This is a genomic window from Nonomuraea sediminis (assembly GCF_018531495.1).
Lineage (GTDB): Bacteria > Actinomycetota > Actinomycetes > Streptosporangiales > Streptosporangiaceae > Nonomuraea > Nonomuraea sediminis.
This window is the reverse complement of the sequence record NZ_JAHDTI010000032.1, coordinates 17,606-37,761: the sequence shown is the minus strand read 5'-3', so window position 1 is coordinate 37,761 and position 20,156 is coordinate 17,606. Positions and strand designations below refer to the sequence as shown.

General features: G+C 70.7%; 15 protein-coding genes and 1 pseudogene. 11 read left to right on the top strand and 5 right to left on the bottom strand.

The features are described from left to right. Window positions 1–281: pseudogene (locus KIK09_RS56930) on the bottom strand (XRE family transcriptional regulator); the annotation flags it as partial. Window positions 282–375: 94 nt separating this feature from the next. On the opposite strand from KIK09_RS56930, the gene KIK09_RS56925 reads away from it, so the two are divergent. From KIK09_RS56925 to KIK09_RS56880, 10 genes are all read left to right on the top strand, one after another. Continuing rightward, window positions 376–732 carry a hypothetical protein gene (locus tag KIK09_RS56925; RefSeq protein WP_214327925.1) on the top strand — a complete coding sequence of 119 codons (357 nt, stop codon included), beginning with the start codon at window positions 376–378 and terminating at the stop codon, window positions 730–732. Further along, window positions 729–1,070: a hypothetical protein gene (locus KIK09_RS56920; protein WP_214327924.1), complete on the top strand. Its 342-nt coding sequence runs from the start codon at window positions 729–731 to the stop codon at window positions 1,068–1,070. The genes KIK09_RS56925 and KIK09_RS56920 overlap by 4 nt, the downstream gene beginning before the upstream one ends. Window positions 1,071–1,500: 430 nt before the next feature. Further along, the gene (locus KIK09_RS56915; RefSeq protein WP_214327923.1) at window positions 1,501–1,737 is read left to right on the top strand and encodes a hypothetical protein; all 237 of its coding nucleotides are present in this window, start codon (window positions 1,501–1,503) and stop codon (window positions 1,735–1,737) included. 17 nt (window positions 1,738–1,754) lie between these two features. Next, window positions 1,755–2,117: a hypothetical protein gene (locus KIK09_RS56910; protein WP_214327922.1), complete on the top strand. Its 363-nt coding sequence runs from the start codon at window positions 1,755–1,757 to the stop codon at window positions 2,115–2,117. Window positions 2,118–2,275: 158 nt separating this feature from the next. Further along, complete coding sequence (locus KIK09_RS56905; RefSeq protein ID WP_214327921.1) at window positions 2,276–3,037, top strand: hypothetical protein; 762 nt, start codon at window positions 2,276–2,278, stop codon at window positions 3,035–3,037. Window positions 3,038–3,264: 227 nt separating this feature from the next. Continuing rightward, a complete protein-coding gene (locus tag KIK09_RS56900; RefSeq protein WP_214327920.1) occupies window positions 3,265–3,450 on the top strand; it encodes a hypothetical protein in 186 nt (61 codons plus the stop codon). A gap of 445 nt (window positions 3,451–3,895) precedes the next feature. Then, window positions 3,896–5,839 carry a hypothetical protein gene (locus KIK09_RS56895; protein ID WP_214327919.1) on the top strand — a complete coding sequence of 648 codons (1,944 nt, stop codon included), beginning with the start codon at window positions 3,896–3,898 and terminating at the stop codon, window positions 5,837–5,839. Window positions 5,840–5,958: 119 nt separating this feature from the next. Beyond that, window positions 5,959–6,681 (top strand): hypothetical protein, encoded by a 723-nt coding sequence (locus tag KIK09_RS56890; protein ID WP_214327918.1) that lies wholly within the window; start codon window positions 5,959–5,961, stop codon window positions 6,679–6,681. Further along, complete coding sequence (locus KIK09_RS56885) at window positions 6,678–7,811, top strand: coiled-coil domain-containing protein (protein ID WP_214327917.1); 1,134 nt, start codon at window positions 6,678–6,680, stop codon at window positions 7,809–7,811. The genes KIK09_RS56890 and KIK09_RS56885 overlap by 4 nt, the downstream gene beginning before the upstream one ends. Before the next feature lie 56 nt (window positions 7,812–7,867). Further along, window positions 7,868–8,275, top strand: coding sequence for a hypothetical protein (locus tag KIK09_RS56880; RefSeq protein ID WP_214327916.1), 408 nt, complete (start codon window positions 7,868–7,870; stop codon window positions 8,273–8,275). A 200-nt stretch (window positions 8,276–8,475) separates the two neighbouring features. Here KIK09_RS56880 and KIK09_RS56875 read toward each other — a convergent pair whose 3' ends face one another. Then, window positions 8,476–9,261: a nuclease-related domain-containing protein gene (locus KIK09_RS56875; protein WP_214327915.1), complete on the bottom strand. Its 786-nt coding sequence runs from the start codon at window positions 9,259–9,261 to the stop codon at window positions 8,476–8,478. Between the two features lie 454 nt (window positions 9,262–9,715). Here KIK09_RS56875 and mobF point away from each other — a divergent pair, with 454 nt between their 5' ends. After that, window positions 9,716–14,440, top strand: coding sequence for a MobF family relaxase (gene mobF / locus KIK09_RS56870; protein ID WP_214327914.1), 4,725 nt, complete (start codon window positions 9,716–9,718; stop codon window positions 14,438–14,440). Window positions 14,441–15,251: 811 nt separating this feature from the next. Here the strand turns inward: mobF and KIK09_RS56865 are convergent. The 3 genes from KIK09_RS56865 to KIK09_RS56855 form a co-directional block, all read right to left on the bottom strand. After that, the gene (locus tag KIK09_RS56865) at window positions 15,252–15,803 is read right to left on the bottom strand and encodes a hypothetical protein (RefSeq protein ID WP_214327913.1); all 552 of its coding nucleotides are present in this window, start codon (window positions 15,801–15,803) and stop codon (window positions 15,252–15,254) included. Between the two features lie 79 nt (window positions 15,804–15,882). Continuing rightward, window positions 15,883–17,745 (bottom strand): type IV secretory system conjugative DNA transfer family protein, encoded by a 1,863-nt coding sequence (locus tag KIK09_RS56860; protein WP_250575457.1) that lies wholly within the window; start codon window positions 17,743–17,745, stop codon window positions 15,883–15,885. Next, window positions 17,745–19,166: a DUF2637 domain-containing protein gene (locus KIK09_RS56855; RefSeq protein WP_214327911.1), complete on the bottom strand. Its 1,422-nt coding sequence runs from the start codon at window positions 19,164–19,166 to the stop codon at window positions 17,745–17,747. The genes KIK09_RS56860 and KIK09_RS56855 overlap by 1 nt, the downstream gene beginning before the upstream one ends. Between the last annotated feature and the right edge of the window lie 990 nt (window positions 19,167–20,156).

Genomic DNA, 20,156 nt, shown 5'->3' with positions numbered 1-20,156 from the left:
GCCGGGGGAGCGGGGCGCGGCTGGTCGACGGCGAACAGTTCGCCCTCGGCGATGCCGAACGCCCTGGAGTACAGGGCTCGGTACAGCTCGCCGGGGGCGTGCTCGCCCTTCTCCCACCAGCGCACGTAGCGCGCGAGGCTGGTCCAGTGGGGGAGCGTGGCACGGGTGCGGGCGTCGGCGGCCGCCATCAGCTGAACCGCCATGATCTTGATACCCCAGAGCCGGGCCCGGCGTTCGGCTCGCAGCCGGGCCGCCCAGACAGGGCGTTCCTGATCTTCCATGAGACCTCGATTGCCTGGCGGACAGGGGGGATATCCGCCTGTATCCCAGTCTCTCCTCTGCCCAGGCCCGCCGTCCGCTGATCTACTACGTTTCATGCACAGACAACTGCAGACGTTTGGCAACGTCACCGGCGGACCGGATACGCCGGCGGCACTGGAGGTAGCCGAACGTCTGCGGGCCGCACTGGAGGCGCTTGACCTGCCCGCCTTCGTCGTACCGCTCGCGCCCGAGGTCGTCGTGTCGGTGTGGCACGGCCTGGTCGCACGGACGGACGGGCGGATGATCTGGTGGACGAGCCCCCGCCGCAGCGGCAGGGGGGCGCCCCTTCTGGTGCTCGCCTACGCGCCGGAGACCGCGGCCGTACGGATCGCGCTCGATTACGCAGACCTTCGCACGGCCCGCGCCCGCCTGGCCGAGAACGAGCATCCGCGCGCGGGCGAGCCGGTATGACCACCCACCGAAGGACGGCCCGGGCGGCGACGCCTCACCACGGCGGATCGACGCCGCCGCCCGGGGCGGACAGCAGGACCGACCGCCACGGCGAGGCCGCGCAGCTCACGGCGACCTCGCCAGGGTGGTTGGTGCTCTGGGCGCCGTACTGGCAGGCGTTCACCGCCTACGAGCTGCGCAACCCCGACCGGTGCGAGCGCGTGGAGGCGACCGACGTCGCCGAGCTGACCCGCGCCATGCAGCAGGTCGAACGTGAACTCTGGCGGGCCCATCCCCACCTCGGACCGAACGCCGCCCACATCCCAGCGGTACGGCCGAGATCGGGCCCGCCAGGCTGAATCCCCGTGGCCTCGGGACGATCCCCGCGCAGCTCGCAGAGGGGTGAGCGCGCCGGGAAGGACCCTCCCGAGGTCACGGGGTGCCAAGGGCAACAAGCCCGAAGAGCATCAGAGGAGCCCGGCAAGCCGGGCCCGTATTGTCCTTCCCCCCTCCCGGTGGCGATCGATGGTAGCCGCCACTCCTCCCCGGTCAAGGGGACCCAAGATCCCTGATACTGACTGCCCTTCGGGCATCCCTCCGGGTCGCCTACGGCGATCAGCATCAAGCATCTTGGCTCTTGATCCCTTGACCGGCTCGTCCCTTGCGGCGACCTTCGCTCTTTTGCCACCGGGAGGGGGGAATGGGGGGAGAAGAGCGCCACCCTGCAGGCCACCCGCCCCGGTGATCACGGCACCGACCCTTTGCCGATCAGGAAGAACGGGGCGCGAGATGGCTCGACGGCGGACCCGCACCAGCGCAAGCAAGGCCAGGAGCACCGGCAACGGGCTCGACTGGTCGGGCGAGGACGGCATCAGCCACTGGGGCGGCGGTCAGCGCCGGCCCTGCCGCGTCTGCGGGAACCCCGCCTTCCTGGTCGACGACGACGGCCGCCCGTGCCACAAGGTGTGCGCCGAGACCGAGGCCCGCACCGCCGCGGCGGCCGCCGCATCCGCCATACCCGCCTGACCTGGAGGAACCCTGCCATGAACGCCCTGTGGTGCCCCGAGTGCGCCTCGGCCAACGTCGAGCCCGGCATCGAGGAGAACACCCTCGTCTGCCAGGACTGCCACACCATCATCCCCTGTCTACCTGCGGGAATGCCGCAGACGGCCACCTCAGACCCCGAGAGCTTCATCCGGGCCCACTTCGACCGATCGTTCGCGCACCTCCGGGCGGTACACGCCGACGACAGATCGTTCGGGCTGGCCAGCAACGAGTACCACGAGTTTGAACACTCGAACGAGCTGTCCCCCGACCGCGCCGCCGAGATTCTCGACGCCGCCCGCGACACTCCGATGTACGAGCAGGTGCTCTCCTACGTCAGCACGATCTGTCGTCGGCGCTAGTCCGTGATACGGCGAACGGCCGCCGGGAACACTCTGGGGGCCGTTCTGTTGCCTCCTGCTTGAGCCAGCTTCGGGAGAAGAACGCCGTGCCGCATCTTCCTGTCGAGCAGCTCGCCACACGCTAGAGTTGCCATGTACACGTCAAGAAAGGGATTCGCGTGACGGACCACGGCTCAAAGATCATCGCGGCACTGGAGAAGGCGTGGACCGACATCCAAGCCCGCCACCCCCAGGTCCCCGACGTCGTGATGATCACCGGGACGTCCGGGCAACGCGGCGGTGACCGGTGGGGCCATCACTGGCCGGAGCGATGGGTCCTGGCAGATGGCAGCGGGCGTCAGCCCGAGCTCTTCATCGCCGGCGAGCTGTTCGCCAAGGGCGGCCGCCGCACCCTGCAGACGCTCCTGCACGAGGCGGTGCACGCGCTCGCGCACGCCCGGACGATCAAAGACACCTCGCGGGAGGGCCGCTACCACAACCGCCGGTTCGTCGAGCTGGCGCGTGAGCTGGGGCTGACCCCGCCGGACAAGCCTGACACCGGCATCGGGTTCTCCGCCTGCACGCTGGAGGACGCCACCGCGGCGACCTACGCGCCGACCATCGAGGCGATGGACGCGGCCGCGCTCGCCTACCTGGTGGACCTGAACGAGCTGTTGAACAGCGTGGGCGTCACCGGCGCCGGGGTCGACCTTGGCGAGGAGGGCGGGGAGGTCGCCCCGGTGGGCCTGCCCGGGACGGGTACGACCAAGCGGCGACGCAGCGGTCGGCGCGTTCCCGCCGAGTGCGGATGCACCCCGCCCCGGCGTATCCAGCTCACCCCCAAGGCCCTGGAGGACGGGCCGCTGATCTGCGGGTTGTGCGGCGAGCGGTTCGAGGCTCCCGAGCTCGCCGACGAGGAGCCGGGGGAGGACGAGGAGTGACCATGCCGGGCTGACCAGCCGGGCGGGAGGGCGCGGGCCGTACGGCTCGCGCCCTCGGCATGCTCAAGGATCGGACGCCAAACCTGCGCACGCTGAGCAATGATCGGCAACTTTTCTGCGACACGCCGAACGTGTGCATGCAGACTCCCGGCGGATGCGGAATGATCGCCCGCATGCCAACGGTACGAGGAAGATCAGTCAGGAGGAACGGGGAAGGTGGCGGCAACGTGCCGCTTCAGACCCGGGTTCCTGAAGAGCTGCGCAAGCGGTTCGACCTGGCCGCAGCGCGGCGGGGAATCTCGCTGTCGCTCTACATGGAGCTGCTGATCGAGCTCGACCCCGAGGCGCCCACTCACGCCGAGGCCGTCGAGGCCCTGGCGGCGGACAAGGGCCCCGCGCTTTTGACCGCATAAATACGTAGGGCCCCGGCATCCAACCGGGGCGCTTGGCCTACGACTCCAGAGATCCCGCCAGGGCTACCAACCAGGGAGCGGCGATCTCAACCAAACGGCTACAGCAACAACCAAAACCAATCCAGAGGACCGGACTTACCACCCGCCCCTCTGGAGGAGAGGAAGGCGCCCGACAGAAACGGGCATCTCGGACAACTTCAGACAAAGCCTGACAAACGCTGACGAATGTCAGCAAGGACGCCGGTTACCAGCCGGGCCCTTGTCATGCCTTCACCAAAGCGATGAGACGGTGACCACGATAACGCACGGTCAGCCGGCTAGCCCAGCATGCCCTTTTCCGGGCGTGTCGCCTCATTCCAACAGCGAGGGTGACGCCGAGGATCAAGCCGCCGCGTTCTACGCGGCTCTACGCGCTTTGGCCCCGAGGGGCAGAGCGCGCTTTGACGTGTACACGGCAAGTAAGGGTTGGGAGCACAGCTACCGCCGTACGGCTCGCCTCGGCGCCACCCCGCCGGCCGGGCCCTTCGCCTGGTACCTGACCACCAGCGCGCGCGAGTTCGTGTTCGTGGTGTTCGACCTGGACCCCGGCACGCACGGGCGCGAGGCGGTCGAGCGGGACGTCGACGAGCTCGCGGGCCTGCTGTATGAGGCGGACCTGCGCTATCTGGTGTGCGAGTCGGGGCCGGGCGGCGGGGTGCACGTGTGGGTGCCCGTCGAGCCGGTGGCGGCCGCCGTGGTGCGCGCCCTCGCGCGCGCGGCCAAACGCCTGTTGCCGACGCTGGACATCTCGCCCCTGACCAACGCGGGAACCGGGTGTGTGCGGCCGCCGGGGGCACCGCACCGCCACGGCGGGCACTCGACCCCGGTGGACCAGTGGACCCCGATCACGCCCGAGGCCGCCGCCCGGGTGCTGTCGGTGCCCAACGACGCCGAGGCCCTCGAGCGCCTGGCCGTCCTGCTCGACGCCGCCGAGGTCGACCCGCGCGAGGTCGAGGCCGAGATGGTGCGCACGATCGAGCAGACACCGCGCGGGCTACGCCTGGCCGGGCGGCGCCGTCCGTGCGACGTGGCCGACCTGCTCGCCGAGGCACCGGCGGCCGCGCGCGGGCACGCGCACCTGCGCAAGATTCTGGTACGGCTGGCGCTGGCGCGCTGGTCGCTGCCCGAGGCCGCGCTGTTGCTGCTGCCGAACGTGGACATGCCAGGGCTGATCCACCTGAGCCGTCAGGGCGGCGGCCGCAGCCGCCCGCGCAGCCCGGGGGAGCAGGCCGCCCTCTTGGCGCGCCAGTGGGACCGGGCGGTGGAGTACGCCGCCGCGGTGCGCAGGCCCGGCGTCTCCCGGGGCGAGGACGAGCACCAGGCCGAGGACGAGCAGGCGTGGGCCGCGCGTCTGGCCGAGGTCGTCGCCGTGGTGGTCACGGTGCGCGAAGCGATCGCCGCCGAACCGGGCCGGTGGACCACGCAGGCCGGCCCCTCCGACCGGCGCGCGCTGGAGTACGTGAGCGAACTCACGCTCGACGCCGTCAGCACCGAGATAGAGATCGACTGCAGGCGCCTGGCGGAGGCGACGGGGATGGGCAAGAGCACCGCCGCCCGCTCGCTGGACCGGCTGTGCCTGGATGAGTGGTTGCACCTGGTCGAGGCGGGCCAGGGCCAGCGAGCCAGCCGCTATCGGGTGCTGCGCCAGGTCCTGGAGGACGTGCAGCCCAACACGAGCGCCAGCGAGCAGCCCCCCTCTCGCGATGAAGCCCGTGGGGGGGGTGGGACACAAGGGAACCCGCCCCCCGTGGCAGACCTCCGACCTACCCTCACCCTGCGCGATCAGCACCGCTCCGACCTTCGCCGACGCCGGGAGATCGTTTCTCACGACCTGTTCACGCACCCCGGACCTGATCAACCCGGGCTTGGACGGCACGTGGCCAGCACGCTGGCTGTGCTGAGCAGCGGAGTGTACAAAGTAAAGGATCTCGCCCAAACCACCGGATACACCGCCCGGACCGTCCGCCGGCACCTGGCCATCCTGGACAAGCACGGCCTAGCCGCCGAGAGCCACCGACCGGCCGGATGGCGACGCACCCGCGCGAGCCTGACCGGCGCGGCCCGGCGCATCGACGCGCACGGCACCCGCGAGCGACGCCACCGCGCCTACGCACTCGACCGCCAGCTCTACGCCTGGTGGCTCGCCGAGCTCGACTGGATGACGACCCGCGGCAAGCGCACCACACGCGGCCGGGCCGTACCCGGACAAGGCCGCCTCATCCTGCCCGGGGCACCCTCCTACGCCAACCGGGCCCGCTACCCGCGCGACCACCGCGGCCGCGCCGACCACCGCGCCGCGCGCGTTCACCTCCAGCTCGCCGCCGCCGCGCGCCGAGCGGCCGCAGCCTGACCCCGAGCCGAACGCCAAGATCGCCGAGCGTGACAAGATCACCGAACGAGTTAAATTCGTTTCATTTCATTTCTTTAATTCATTGCACGCAACGATATGAATGTAATAGAATCGGGGTGTTGGAGATCGAGACGGGCGACAGGAAGGGGCTCGAGATGGCGGCGGCGGAGACGTTCCCCGGGGAGGAATTCGAGGCGCGCGTGAGCGCCCTCGGGGCGAGCGCGGGCCGTGAGCTGCCCGCGCTCGCCGAGTGGCTGGAGGACTACGGCGTGGCCGCGCTGTTCGTCCGCCCCGGCGCCGAGGGCTCCCCGCCGGTGACGGCGGTGCTGTACACCTACGACGGGTCGAGCCGCTTCGCGCTGCGCAGGCTGAGCGTGGAGGAGTTTCTCGCCGACATCGAGCTGGACCCGGAGACGGCGTTCGGCGACTACCGGGCGATCGCCGCGAGCGGCGGCGAGTGGGAGATGGGGCCGTGGAGCTCCCCGGACATCCCGCCCCTGACGGTCCCGGTCCGTACGCTGCTGGCCGAGGTCGACGCGCTGCTCTGGCCGAGTACGGCGCCGCTGGCCGCGCCGGACGGAGCCCAGCACGCCGAGCGCCTGGCCGGCCTCCTGGCCGAGCTGTGCGCGACCTACCCGACCGGCGACGGCGGGGCGGTCGCCTCGGTGGAGATCCAGCACCAGACTGGGGCGCGCCACCGGGTCGAGGTCCAGGCCGGGCAACTGGAGTGGCTGGCCAGCCTGATCAAGAACGAGTTGGAGACGTGCCGCAACGCGCACGCGGACGGCAACGGGATGTGCGCGCACTGCGCGGGCACCGGAGAGGCAGGGCAGGGACGATGACGACCGAGACCCCCGAGCAGGACGTCGAGCGGACGCTGTGCCGCTACCCCGGATGCGAGAACGAGCGCGAGCCCAGCACTGGGCCGGGCCGACCGCCGGAGTACTGCGAGGACCCGGGGCACACCGCGTTGACCGCATTCCGTGAGCGCAAGCGCTTGGAGCGGGTCGCGCGGGGCGAGTCGGCCGAGCCGATGGCCGAGGATCTCGACCGGCCGGTGAGCATGAGCCAGGCCCGCGGCGCCGAGCTCGCGCGCAACCTCGAAGGGCTGCTCACCCAGTTCAGCGGCACCGTGGACCGTGCGCTGTCGGAGCTGCGGACCGCCGGCGACCCGGAGGCGGCCGAGGCCGAGGTGACCGCCGCGCACGCCAGCGCGGCCGAGCAGGTGGCGGCCGCCGAGGCTCGCGCGGTCAAGGCCGAGCAGTCCGAGCGCGTGGCGGCCGGGTCGGTACGGCAGGCGCAGGCCGAGCGCGTGCAGGCCGACGCCGTGGCGGAGGAGGCCTTGCAGCAGGTGGCTGAGGCCGAGGCCCGGGCCGAGCAGGCGGTCGACGAACTTGCCCGGCTCCGGGTGGAGCTGGAGGTGGAGACGCGGACCGTCCAGGAGGCCGCCGCCGCTGAGGTGCGGGCCGTTCGCGAGGACCGGGACGAGGCCGTGGCCGCCGCCGAGCAGCGGGCGGCCGCCCAGGTGCAGGCCGCACAGGACGGGGCGGCCGCCGAGGTCGAGCGCATCCAGGCGACGAGCGCGGCCGAGGTGGCGCGGGCCGAGCGGGACCGGGACACCGCCCGCGCCGAACTGGAACAGGTGCGCGCTGAGGTGGCCGAGCAGGTGGCCGACGCCCGCCAGCGCGCGACGCGGGCCGAGCAGCAGGCCGAGGACGCTCGCGCCGACCTGGAGCGTGTGCGAGCCGAGGTGGAACGGGTTCGCGCGGACGCCGAGACCCGCCGCCAGGAGCTCGCCGACGCGCACGCTTCGCAGGTCGAGGCGATCACTGGCCGGGCCGTGCGCGCCGAGCAGCAGGTCGACCAGGAGCGCAGCGAGCGCGCCGCCCTGGCCGCCCGCGTCGAGCGACTGCAGGCCGACCTGGACGCCGCCCGCGCCGAGGTCACCAAGCCCGCACGTTCCAAGCAGTGAGCAGACGGGGCGGGCCGGACACCCGCCCCCGCACCACCCGCGAAGGAGGATAGGAGATGGACGACTGGTTGTGGGCGCTGCCCGGAGTTGCGCTCGCGTTCCTGCTGACCGTGCTGGTCAGGCACTATCTGTGGCTGCGGCGCTACCGGCGCCAGGCGCAGGAAACGGCCATGGCCGAGGCTGAACAGATCCTCCGTTGGGAGGCCGAGGGGCACCTGTACCGCCCCTACCGGATGACCTGGATTGTGGAGAACCCACGCCGCATCTACAGCGACACCACCCCCGGCTATTGGCCGCAGATCCAGGCTGCTGCCGAGCGCGACTCGCGCGGTAGTCATCCGGGGATGCCGCCGTCGCCTCGCCCGTGCTACCGCGTGCAGGTCGCTGTGGTCGACCCGGGCGGCGGCGGGGTGACCGAGTGGACCTGGGAACACGGCGAGCTGGTCGACGAGCGGCGACGATGAGCGCGTGTGACGGGAGGCTGTACCGCCTGCAGTAGGGGGCGAGCGTGGAAGAGCCCGGGGCCGGGGAGGCTCCGGGCTCTTGCGTGTCTGCGCCAGGTTGGCGAGGGGCGGGCCGCAGGTTCGGCGGGAGTGGCGTGCGGCCGTGCCGGAGTCGTGCCGGGGTCACCGAGGCGTGTGCCGCAGTGGCGCGGCCGGGTGGGCTATGCGGTGTAGGGCGGGAACGCGCGGTCGAGGGTGCGCGCCAGATCGGCCACCTGGTCGGGCGAGAGTGACTCGCTGGTCTGGCGGATGTAGCGACGGACCTGACCTGCCTTCAAGAGGGTGATCCCGTCGAGCACCAAGGGGCGGCCGATCCCGGGGACTTTGGCCCCGTGCACGGCGACCAGGGGCCAGACGCCGACCATGTTGCCGGTGGCCCGGTCGACCACCCGGGCGACGGCGGAGCGTTCGTAGGCGATGCCGCGCAGCACACCCTCGGCCGGCCGCCGCCCGATCCAGAGCCGTTTGCCGCGCCCGTGGAGCTGCGTGCGGCGGTGCCACTTCTTGCTATCGATGACCCAGACGCCGGTAGGGCCGACGAGCAGGTGATCGATGTTCGCCGTGCTGCCGGGGATGGCGCGATCGTGCAGGCAGACGTGCCCCTCGGCCTGCAGGGGAGCGAGCAGGCGGGCGGTTGCGCGCTCGCCGGCGGCGCCCTTGCGCCAGGCCGAGACGCTCGACCAGCGCCAGAAGCGCCCCAGATCGACGAGGGCGACGATGAGCGCGAGGGCCAGGCCGAGTTTCCAGCCGAGCAGGTAGCCGACCAGCAGGCCGGGCAGGGCCGCCTTGAGGGCGCGAACCAGCAGCCGGAAGCGGCGGCCTTTGGCCAGCTCCGCGCGGTACTGGGCGCGGGCCGAGGCCCCGGCGCGGGCTGGTGGGTCGCCGAGCGCGGCGGGTGCGGCCGTTGAGGCGGTGGGCGGCTGGAGGTCGTGCGGGGGCGTGCTCATGTCGCGACTCCGCAAGAGGTCAGGGGGTGGAGTTTCGACGGTACGCCGCGGCGGCGACACATTCCGGGCATCTCAGGAGGTCATCACCGATGACGTAGGAGAGATGGAGGGGCAGAGACGCGGGCTTGCCCCCGGCGCGGCCGTGGCCGTTGTGAGGGTGGCGAGGAGGGCCCGGGCGCGGAGCACCTCGGGCGGTTTCGATCTTGCGCGCGTTCCGGCAGCGATCCCGGTTGCCGATCTTCGGAACCTGTCTCCAGTCCACGGCCCTTGCCCGTTTCGTCCTCCTCAGCCTTCCTCTCTCGCTTCCTCTTCCCTCCACCTCAGCTCTGCACCAACTCGCCTTTCCACGTCTCTGCCCCACCATCTACAAACCTTCACACCGAGGCATTACAATGTGATGGTCGCTTGATCTTGATCGCTTCGCTCCAAGATCCGCTCGGAAAGGAGGCCGCCGATGCTCTCGATGTCGACCGGGTACGACCCGGGTTACTTGACTGCCACGGCGGCCGGGGCGGAGAACTACTACCTGTCGGCGGCGGGCGGTGAGCACGGCGAGCCGCCGGGCCGGTGGACCGGTGCGGGGTGCGCCAAGTTGGGGCTTGTGGGCAACGTTGACCCGGACGTGATGAAGGCGATCTACGCCCATCTGGAGGACCCGCGGGACCCGTCCGGCAAGTCGACGTTGGGGAAGGCGCCGCGCCGCTACAAGAGCGCTGAGGAGCTGTTGGCGGCGAAGCTCGCGGCCGAGCCGGAGGCCACGCCGGAGCGGATCAAGGCGCTGACGCTGGAGGCCAGCGACGCCAGCCGCAGCGCGGTGTTGTTCCACGACGCGACATTCAGCCCGGCGAAGAGCGTGAGCCTGATGCATGCCGGGTACCAGGCCGCGGCCGCGAAGGCGCGGGCCGCCGGCGACGTGGCGACGGCCGAGCGGATGGACGGTTACGCCGAGCAGGTCTGGGCGGCTGTTCGCGCTGGTAGCGCGGCCGCGATGGAGTATCTGCAGGAGGAGGCGGGCTACAGCCGGACGGGGTATCACGGGGCGATCCCGCGTGACCCGGTGACCGGCCGCAAGCTCACCGACCACAGCACCGGCCAGTTCGTCGAGGCCAAGGAATGGGTCATCGCGAGCTTTGACCAGCACACCTCGCGTAACGGCGATCCTCAGCTGCACATCCACAACGCGATCTTGAACCGGGTGGAGTGTCCGGACGGCGAGTGGCGGACGATCGACAGCCGCGCCATGCGGAAGGCGCGCCCGGCGGCGGCCGCGATCGCCGAACGGGTGATGGAAGAGCAGCTCACGCGGGACTTTGGCGTGAAGTTCGCGACCCGCCCGGACGGCAAAGCTCGCGAGATCGTCGGTATCTCCCAGGAACAGCGCGACCTCTACAGCTCGCGCCGGGCCACGGTAACGTCCCAGGTCGCAGCGCTGGCCGCCGAGTACGAGGCCAAGCACGGTCACGCGCCGTCGAGGCGGGCCCTGTTCAACATGGCCCAGTACGCCACGCTCGACAGCAAGACGAGGATGCGGAAGAGCAAGGAGGCCGCGCCGCGCGAGGTGAGTCTTGCGGGGTGGGAGGCACAGAGCAGGGCCGCTGAGCTGGGGGCCCTGGCCGACATCCCCGAGGCCGTACAGGGACGTATCGATCTCTCGCAGGCCCGCAGCGTCGCCGAGCTCGCCGAGCACGAGTTCCGCCGGGTGCTACAGGGTGCGGTGGCAGAAGTGCAGGCCACGGGGGCTACGTGGACCCGCTACCAGCTCACGGCGGCGATCAACCGCCACTTGCCCGACACCCTCGGCGGTCTGCCCGCGCGCATGGTGCGCGGCGTGCTGGAGGACCTGACGGCCGAGGCCCTGGCCCCCGGTGCCGGGTACGGGATTCACCAGGTCAACGCCCCGGACCTGGTGCGGCCGCCTGCTGAGTATCAGCGCGAGGACGGCCGGAGCGTCTGGGAGCCGCACGAGCGCGGGCTGTACACCACCCGGACCCAGCTCGACGCCGAGGAGGAACTGATCGGCGCGGGGGCGCAGACGGACGCGCCGAGGCTGGAGGCGGACGCGGCCGCCGCGGCGTTGGGCGGCGACAGTGTGACCCTGGAGGGGTTGCTGTCCGGGGCGGGTTCGGCGCGCAGCCGCGCCGGTTCGGCCACGCCCGGCGCCGACGCGGCGAAGGCGAGCGAGCAGGGCGCGCCGGGTACGGCACAGGGCCAGGCCGGTACGGCACAGCCAGCGAGCGCGGCCGCGCCGCAGTGGACCGGCGGTCTCCGTGACGACCAGGCCGCCGCGGTGTACGGCGTGCTTACCTCTGGCCGCCGAGTTGACGTCCTGGTCGGCCCCGCCGGCGCGGGCAAGAGTCGCGCGATGGGCGAGCTGTCGGCGACGTGGCGCGAGCAGGTGGGCGGCAAGGTCATCGGCGTTGCTGTCGCGCAGGCCGCCGCCGAGGTCCTCAAGGGTGAGGGATGCGACACCACACACAACGTTGCGAAGTTCCTCATTGAAGCCCGGGCAGGACGGACCCGCCTCATTGCTGGGGACCTGGTCGTGGTCGACGAGGCGAGCATGGTGACCTCTGGCCAGCTCGCCGAGATCCAGCGCATGACGGCGGCCGCCGGAGCCAAGCTCTTGCTGACCGGCGACCCCGAGCAGCTCGCCGCCGTGGGCGACTCCGGAGCGCTGGCGATGATGGCTCGCGAGCACGGCTATTTCCAGCTCACCAAGGTTCAGCGCATGTCGGCCGAGTGGGAGCGCAAGGCCTCGCTCGCCATGCGACGCGGCGAGGTCAGCAGCCTTGCCGAATACGACAAGCACGGTCGCCTCCTCGAAGGCAACGCCGAGGCCATGACCGAAGAGGCGTACCGTCGTTGGCTCGCCGACCATCTGGAAGGCAAAACCTCGCTGCTGCTAGCGCCGACCGTGGAGCAGGCCCAGGAGCTCGCCGCGCGGGCCCGCGCCGAACTCGTCGCGCTGGGGAAGGTCTCCGCTGATGGCCTGCCGCTCTCTGACAAGGCCATAGCCGGTGTTGGAGACCGGATCATGGCCAGGCAGAACACCAAGCGCATCAAGGACTCTGAGGGGCGCAGGCTGACCAACCGGGACGTTCTAGTGATCGACGAGATCACCGCGTCAGGTGCGTTGGTGCGGCGAGACCTTGGACGCGATTCGGCGACCGGCGAGCAGCGCTGGAGCGCCCCCTACAAGGTGAAAGCTGCCTACCTGCAGGATCACGCGGAGCTCGCTTACGCGTCGACGGTGCACGCAGCTCAGGGGCGCACGGTCGATACCTGCCACAGCTTGGTCACGCCCGGCGTGGGCCGCAGCATGCTCTACGTCATGATGACCCGCGGTGTGGAGGCGAACTACGCCTACACCGTGACCGACGTGAACACGGCCGACCTTCAGGCCGGAGCCACGGCGGCGGCCGAGCTGGCGGAAGCGGCACGAGCAGCAGCCCGCGACGCGGCACCCGTGCCCACCCCGGACCAGGCCCGCGCCGAAGTCGCCGAGGCCCGCGCCAACGCGGCTGAGGAAGCAGCGGAGGCCAAGCAGCCCCCGCGCGACCGCTTCACCGTTCTGGCCGAGGCCATCGTCGAGGACGAGGCCGAGCTGACTGCGACCGAGACCATCCGGGACGAGCACCTTAGGTCAACGCACCTGGCGCACCTCGGGGTGATGTGGACCGACGTGACCCGCGACATCAGCGCCCGCGAGTGTGACGCCACGGTGGCTGAGGCGCTTACGGCTGAGCAGTACGCGCGCTATGCCGACGTCAGCGAGAAGGGCCCGCGCGGCACTTTCCAGCGTCTGGTTCGCGCGGCCGAGCTCGCCGGCCATGATGTTGGCCAGCTTGTCCGCCGGGCCGTAGGCGCGCGCGAGATCGACGACGCGGGCAGTCCGGCCGAGAGCGTGGCGGCCGTGCTGCACCACCGGATCAAGAAGTTGCTCGGCACCGACTCCCCCGCGCCGTTGTCGACCGACACGTTCGCCGAGCGGACCCCGACTCGAGGTTCTGCCGAGCGCGTCGGGTTCGCAGAGGAGCTCGCGGCCGTGATGGATGCCCGCGTGGTCGAGATCGGCGAGCGGGTGGCCGAGCGTGCGCCGGAGTGGGCCATCGAGCATCTCGGACCGGTGCCCGTCGACCTGGTGGCGCGCGAGGACTGGACCCGGCGTGCGGGCCGCGTGCAGGCCTTCCGCGAGCAGTACGACCGGCTCGACGAGGCCACCGCGATCGGGCACGCGCCGGACACGCCCGAGGCCCGCGCCGCCTGGTGGAGTGCGTTCGACGCTCTCGGTCGACCGGAGAACGAGCGCGAGGCCGCCAGCCGTACCGATGGGGAGCTGTGGGTTCAGCGCGAGGCGTACGCCCGGGCCGCCCGTTGGGCCCCGCCGTACGTGGGCGACGATCTGCGCGATACGACGATCGCCGCCGACCGCGCTCGCGCCGAGGCGACGCTGACCCGTGAGGAGGCCGACGCGGAGCTCGACCAGGCCCAGCGTGAGGCGCTGGAGACCAGGGCCCGGGCCCGCGAGTCCCTGGCGGACGCGCTCGACATGCGCCGGACCGACCTGGAGGCGATCGACGAGGCCCGCGACCTTTGGCACGCTTCCACGGAGCGCGCCAGGGCCGACGCGCTTCAGGCCGACCAGGAACTTCGCCGCCGCCACCCCGAGGCGGCGATGCCCGCGATCCACGGCGACGAGCCCGCGCGTACGGAGATCGAGGCCGACGAGGTCGAGCGGGTCGAGCAGGTGCGCGGACAGCTAGAACTTGAGCTGGAAGGCATCCGCGAGCAGACCGGCCGCGAGGAAGTCGACCGCGAGCAGGCCGACCGCGAGCAGGCCGACCGCGAGGAAGTCGACCGCGAGCAGGCCGACCGCGAAGAGGCCGACCGCGAAGAGCAGACCGAACTTGACCTTGGTATCGGTGAGCTCAACGGCCGCCAGGTGGCAGAGGACCTCACGGCGGCCGCCGAGGCGGCGAAGGCTGCACAGCGTGCAGTCGAGCGCGAAGAGGAACGGCAGCGCGAGCAAGAGCGCGACCAGGCCGAGCGTGAAGAGCGCGACGTCACGCCGCGCGAGATCGAAGAGCCCGAAGCCGTACGGCAGGAGCCCCAACGGCGCCGTGAGGACGAACGGGCCCGCTCGATCGACCACGATCAGGATCACGTACTGGAACGGTGACCCCCCCGGCGGAGACGACCTACCTTGGTGACCATGACCGACCCCAACGGCGCCGCTGTCTCGCGGCCACCTGAGCACGTCTCAGCCGTTCTCGACGCCATCCGGGCTTGGGAGAGGCGCTACCCCGAGCACGCGCCTACAGGGCAGGTCGAGGCGTTTCTGTGGGTACTGGGAACAGGTTCGCAGTCGCCGATCACGCACCGACCTATAGCAGGTCGGCCCACACGGGTGGAGATCGAGAACGAACTAGAGGCAGCGGAAGAGGCGTTGTCCCCCTCGGCCGGTGACGTCGCTGACGCCCTCGCTTGGCTTCTGGGAATGGACGACTCCATCCCCGTACCTGGCACCCACCCGGAGGGTTTGGGCCACCTTGTCGGCGGCCGCGGCCGCATCGTGCGGACCTCCCGGCACGTTGTGGCTGTGCGGGACCTTGCGCGCCGAGGCCCTCGCGTTGCCTCGATCGAGTGGGAAACCGACTGGTGTGCGGGCGTTCTCGCCTGTTGCGAATGGGTTCTCGGCCGCCGTCCGGGCGCGCCCGTAAGCGACCGCCCGCCTGCTCGTCCGGGCCTGCCGACCGGGGATGACCTCCTCGGCGAGCTTGCGCCCGTTGAAGACGTTCGTCACCAGCTCGGGCCGGGTCGTCGTCATTCTCGCGGGTACGGCGACGGGGTTTATCAGACGATCCAATGGCTGGTGGGGAGAACCACCGTTGCCCCGGTCGACGAGCGGGGTCTCCCGCCGGCCGACGGCACGTAAACCCCGACGTACGCCGAAGGGCCCGGACTCATGTCCGGGCCCTTCGCTGTTGGCGCTACTCGCCGGGGTCGTGTGGGCAGCCACGAAAGACGGTCTTCAGCCGAGTAATCACCCCGGGGAGCCACCGGTCATGCCAGTCCGCCGCATCCCGGGTACGCCGTTCTTCGGCAAGGTAGGCGTTGAACCACTCGACATAGAGCCAGGCCAGCTCATTGACAGCCGCCGGGTGGCGCGCCCAGCACGGTTTCAGCGTCTGGTCGCGCAGATAGTCGCCGTACTGCGGGACCAGGACCTCGGTTACCCACGACTGCAGTTCGTCGAGGCGTTCGGCGCGTTCTTCGGGACCCATCCCCGTCCAGGACCAGGTCTTTTGCGGTTCTCCCCCGGTGGTGCGGTTGTTCATGCGGGTCAGGGTGTCGGCAATGGCCGTGGTCCGTTCGCGCAGCTCGCTCACCACGGCGGCTACTGGCGCGAGCTCGCCGACCTGGCGCTCGATGTCGCCGACCTTGTCTGAGATGTTGTCCACCCGCGCCCCGAGCTTGCCGACGTCGACCGCGAGCATGGTCACGAGGTCGTCGCGTGGGGTGGGCCCCTTGCCGGTGGTCATGGGGTGATCTCCTTGTCGGCGCGGCTGGTGCACGTACGAGGGGCCCGGGCGCACGGTGCGCCCGGGCCCCAGTCGGGTCTCACGAGGATGTCTCGTCCTTGGGAGCGTGGTCCCATGGGCGGCGCGGTCGGGCCGGGGTCGTGGGAGGCGTGGGCGTCGTCACCGGGAATGGGCCGGTCCCGGTCGCCTGCTGGGGCCGCTGAATCGGTAGCGGTTGCGTCGCAGGGTCGGGGCGTACCTCGGCCCTGCGGCGGGCGGCGAGTTCGTCGGCCTGCAGGACCGGCCCATTCCCGGTGAGCAGGGCCGGGTTGGGCGCGACCAGGGGCCGCGCGGTTGTCCGGGGGAGCCTGATTGGTTCCCTGGATCGGGCCCAGGCTTTGAAGTCGGCGCGCTTGTAGACGACCTCGGGTCGGACGATGGTCGGCAGCGCCTCTCCCACGATCACCACGGCGCGGCCGGGCGGGAGCCTGCGGACGTCGTTCGGGCTGAGGACATCCACCCAATCCTGTACGGGGGTCTTTGTCCCGTCGCGCTCGCGGTGCTGGCGGACGGTCACGTAGACCTTGCCGCACAGCGACGCGACGCGCTGCAGCAGCTCGGGCTCACTGGAGCCGCCCATGATGACCTTGGCCGTGGCGGTCTGCCAGATGGTCTCGGCCCCGCGGTCGCCCCAGCGCCCGGCGAGCTGCGCCCAGCTCTGGGAGTAGAGCGCCATCCGGATGCCCGAGCCTGCCGCGTAGGACGCCCAGGCCGCCACGGGGATCGGGGTGACGTTGGCCACCTCGTCAAGCTCCATGCTCAGTGGCGGGTCGAGCCGCTTCGCGGGCGAGTTCGAGCCGACGATGAGCGCCTCGTGTTTGATCTCCGCCAGCAGCGCGCACAGCAGCGGCGGGACGGGGCTCGCCGCCTCAGCCGACGCCACCAGGTACAGCGTGTCCCGCGAGCGCAGGAAGTCGGCGATGACGAACTCCTCCTCCCCGGCGGGCGTCAGGGTCTCGACGACCTCGGGCGAGAGCATGAACCTCAACACCTGGCGAATCGTCCGCTCGACGGAGTCGCGCGTACGGTCGTGCAGCGCGAGGTAGTCCCGGATCTCGTTCGCGGCGAACTGCGCTGCAGCGACGTGCCGGGTGCAGATCTCGACCGGCGTCGGGTCGTCCTCGGTGATCCACTTCCAGACGTGCCGGAGGTTGCCCCCGACCAGGCCCGCCGCGTGCATGTAGGAGCTGAGCACCATCACGGCTTGCGACTCCCAGAAATTCGAGTCCGACAGGCCGCGCGTCTCGACCGCCTCCACCATGTGCCCAGCACGGCGAAGCGCCGTGTCCGGGTGCTGGCAGCCGGCCACGGGGTTCCACCGGAAGGTGGTCCCCCACTCCCCCACGCCCTCGGGGTTGAAGACGTGCAGCGCCCCGACCTTCTGCCGCAGCCCGGCGGTGTTGGCGATCAGGTCGCCCCGGATGCTGGTCACCACGACCGGGCCCGGCGCGTCGATGATGCGTCCGGCGGCCGCCACGCTCTTGCCCTTCTGCGGCGCGGCGATGACGAGCAGGATGTCAGAGTGGGTCGCGTAGACGCGCCAGCGGTGAACCCAGCCCTGCGCCCAGCCGAGCATGGTCGCGTAGTTGCGCCACTTGCCGTGGCCGTACAGGTCGAGGGTGCCCAGCGACGGCCGGGCGTGTCGGGCGATCTTCCGGGCGCGGCCGAGGCCGTACCGCCGCCACAGCTCCCACCGGCCCGCGAAGCCCGCCCCGGGGTGTCGGCGCATGCGCAGCCGTCGCCAGAGGCCTGCGCGGGGTGTCTCGTGGCCGCGGCGAAGGAAGTCCCAGAGCAGGCGCAGGGCCAGTCCGCCGAGGAGGATGGCGGCCAGGAGGATGATGAACTTGATCGGGATTTCGGGAGCGGCGGCCGACAGAGGGCCCCCGACGATCGTGCCGTACATCACGTGTACGCCCCTTCCTGCACCGACGTCCCAGGAACCCCGAGTTCATCAAGGTACTCGTGGAGATACTTGCGCGCCGTACCCTCGCTTTGAACGCCGATCTCCAGGAACCACGTGCGAGCCAATTCCGGGACCGCGGCGCGGTCGCGGTATCGGCGGTCACCATTGAGCCGCAGCCGTTCGTACAGCGCGGCCAGGCGCACGCGCGGGCTGGCCTGGTCGGTGACGAGCTTCAGTTCCGCGCGCACGGCGCCGAGCTCGTTCGTGCGCTCCGTCAACTGGCGCTCGACCTGCAGCAGTCGATCACTGTCCGCCTCGGCGCGCTGCAGGCGCTCCGACAGGCGGTGAAGCTTGAGCTCAGCTTCCTGCAGGCGGGAGGCGTAGCCGTCGATGGTGCGCTGAGCTTCGCTCTGCGTGCGGCTCAGTGAGACGCGCGCCTCGGCCTCCGTCTGCTCGACCCGCTGGGCGTTCTCGTCCTGCTCTCGCTGGCGTTCCTCCAGCCGCGCGGCCGCCTCGGCCGCGCGGGCCTCCGCGATCTCGCGCAGCTCGCGGGCGTGCGCCTCCTGCAGCGCTTCCACTTGCTCGCGTGCCGCCTCGCGCACCTGCTCAGCGGTGAGCGTCGCCGAGCTTGCGATCGCCTCGGCCTCGGCCGCGCGGATGCTGGCCAGCGTCCTGCCGGGCGCAATCGGGGCCACGTCGAGCACCCATTCCCGCGCACCGGCCCACGTGCCCTTGCGGTCCAGAAAGAGCCGGAGAAGCCAAAGCGGGAGACCAAAGGGCAGCCGGATCAGGCGACCGAGCACGGCGAGCACCATCGACAGGATGGGGGTTTCGTCGATGTCGAGGCCGCGCTGAGCGGCGACCCGGCGGCGTACCTCCACGATGTAGCTTTCGAGCATCCAGGCCATGGTGACCGGGGCGATCACCGCTACGAGCATGCCCTCGATCGTGTGGGGCGCGTAGAGGAGCTGCGCGCCCAAGCTCAGGCCGAAGAAGACCATCACGCCGATGCGGGCCCGCAGGCTGGACTGACCGCGCAGCGCGGCCACCAGGGCGACCAGGGCCATGGCGACCCAGCCGACATCGGGCAGGGCGGCGATGATGACTGCGCGGACCTGGTCTGCGGCAGTGGCGGTGTCGCCGGTGTGGTTGTGCAGCAGCGCGAACAGGCGCTGTGCCTCGTAGCCGACGAAGCCCGCGCCGACCAGGGCCCCGAAGATAAGGACGCCGGCGATGCCGAGCAGCCGCCCGGAGAGGCGCTCGCCTGGCTCCCTCTTGGCCGGCCCCGTACGGTAGACGCGCGTCTCGTGGACGCCGTCCGGGCCGATCGAGAATCGGGCCGAGTCGAGGCCGTGACCGTTGACGACGCCGGGGTGGTAGCTCTCCTCTTCCCCACGTCGCCTTAGGATTCTTTTCAACATCAGAAGGTTCTGCCTTCCTGGTGTCCACCCCGGGCGGCGACGACTGATCCGCCAAGATTGAGGCGTCGTCGTCCGGGCTTGATCGGTTGAGGTGCTAGGAATCTGCCGAGTTTTCGGTAGGTGGTTGTGGCCTGCCCAGGCGCTCCAAGAGCCCTCTTCGCAGGTCCTCCTCTGTGTCGCCAGCTAGGGAATCGCCGAACGAGAGAACGACAGCCACGCCCACCCTGATCAACGTGTTGGCGGTGATGCGTTCCCCGCCTCGGCGCGACTTGGCGTCCTGCAGTTCTCGAGCGAGTTCGTCCAAGCGCGTCCAGGCGTCGCCGCTGAGCGGCACATACTTTGGCCGCAGGTTGGGCCCCTGCCCTTCTGGCGTCATGCAGTTCTCCGTAGGTGCGAGAGCCCCCGAGCCAAGCTCGGGAGTCTTGGGAATCAAGACTTGTGGACTCTCGAAGTGAAGCACGACACCTCATCTCCTTCATCTCGCTGCAATTGAGCGCGTCTCTGCTGCGTCTCCTGTATGAGATCACAGCGAGATCATAACTTCAAGACTCTTGAACTTCAAGACTAGGCATGCAATCGTGAAGGCATCAGGTCTCGCGGCGCTAACACGCCCCGTGACACAGCAAAGCCCCGAGGTGCTCATCCGACCAAGAACGTTCACCCCGGGGCCCTCTTTCGAGGAGTTCCAGCATGGCACATCAGCCATGGCCCAAAGGGTCCAACGACGGCCGGAAGCGGCCGATCTACACCTGTCCGGGGTGTGGGGCTCAGTCCAGCTCGCCGATCAACCACAACCACGCCGGGGGCCGCAAGTGAGGGCCCCGGTGGAGGAGCGCTACGTCTCCTGCGGCTGCATCTGGGTCGGCAGCACGCGTATCCGTACCTGCTCGGCGCACGCCCGTCCCCGGACAGGCAGTCAGTGATGCTGATCAAGTAACCGGCCTACCCGATAGAGGGCCCCGCACGCTGAGCGTGCGGGGCCCCTTGCGC

Bases quoted from the DNA above. Each gene is read 5' to 3' on its own strand.
- KIK09_RS56865 (WP_214327913.1), bottom strand. From the start codon at position 15,803: ATGACCACCGGCAAGGGGCCCACCCCACGCGACGACCTCGTGACCATG.
- KIK09_RS56920 (WP_214327924.1), top strand. From the start codon at position 729: ATGACCACCCACCGAAGGACGGCCCGGGCGGCGACGCCTCACCACGGC.
- KIK09_RS56860 (WP_250575457.1), bottom strand. From the start codon at position 17,745: ATGTACGGCACGATCGTCGGGGGCCCTCTGTCGGCCGCCGCTCCCGAA.
- KIK09_RS56910 (WP_214327922.1), top strand. From the start codon at position 1,755: ATGAACGCCCTGTGGTGCCCCGAGTGCGCCTCGGCCAACGTCGAGCCC.
- KIK09_RS56915 (WP_214327923.1), top strand. From the start codon at position 1,501: ATGGCTCGACGGCGGACCCGCACCAGCGCAAGCAAGGCCAGGAGCACC.
- KIK09_RS56880 (WP_214327916.1), top strand. From the start codon at position 7,868: ATGGACGACTGGTTGTGGGCGCTGCCCGGAGTTGCGCTCGCGTTCCTG.
- KIK09_RS56885 (WP_214327917.1), top strand. From the start codon at position 6,678: ATGACGACCGAGACCCCCGAGCAGGACGTCGAGCGGACGCTGTGCCGC.
- KIK09_RS56855 (WP_214327911.1), bottom strand. From the start codon at position 19,166: ATGTTGAAAAGAATCCTAAGGCGACGTGGGGAAGAGGAGAGCTACCAC.
- mobF (WP_214327914.1), top strand. From the start codon at position 9,716: ATGCTCTCGATGTCGACCGGGTACGACCCGGGTTACTTGACTGCCACG.
- KIK09_RS56925 (WP_214327925.1), top strand. From the start codon at position 376: ATGCACAGACAACTGCAGACGTTTGGCAACGTCACCGGCGGACCGGAT.
- KIK09_RS56875 (WP_214327915.1), bottom strand. From the start codon at position 9,261: ATGAGCACGCCCCCGCACGACCTCCAGCCGCCCACCGCCTCAACGGCC.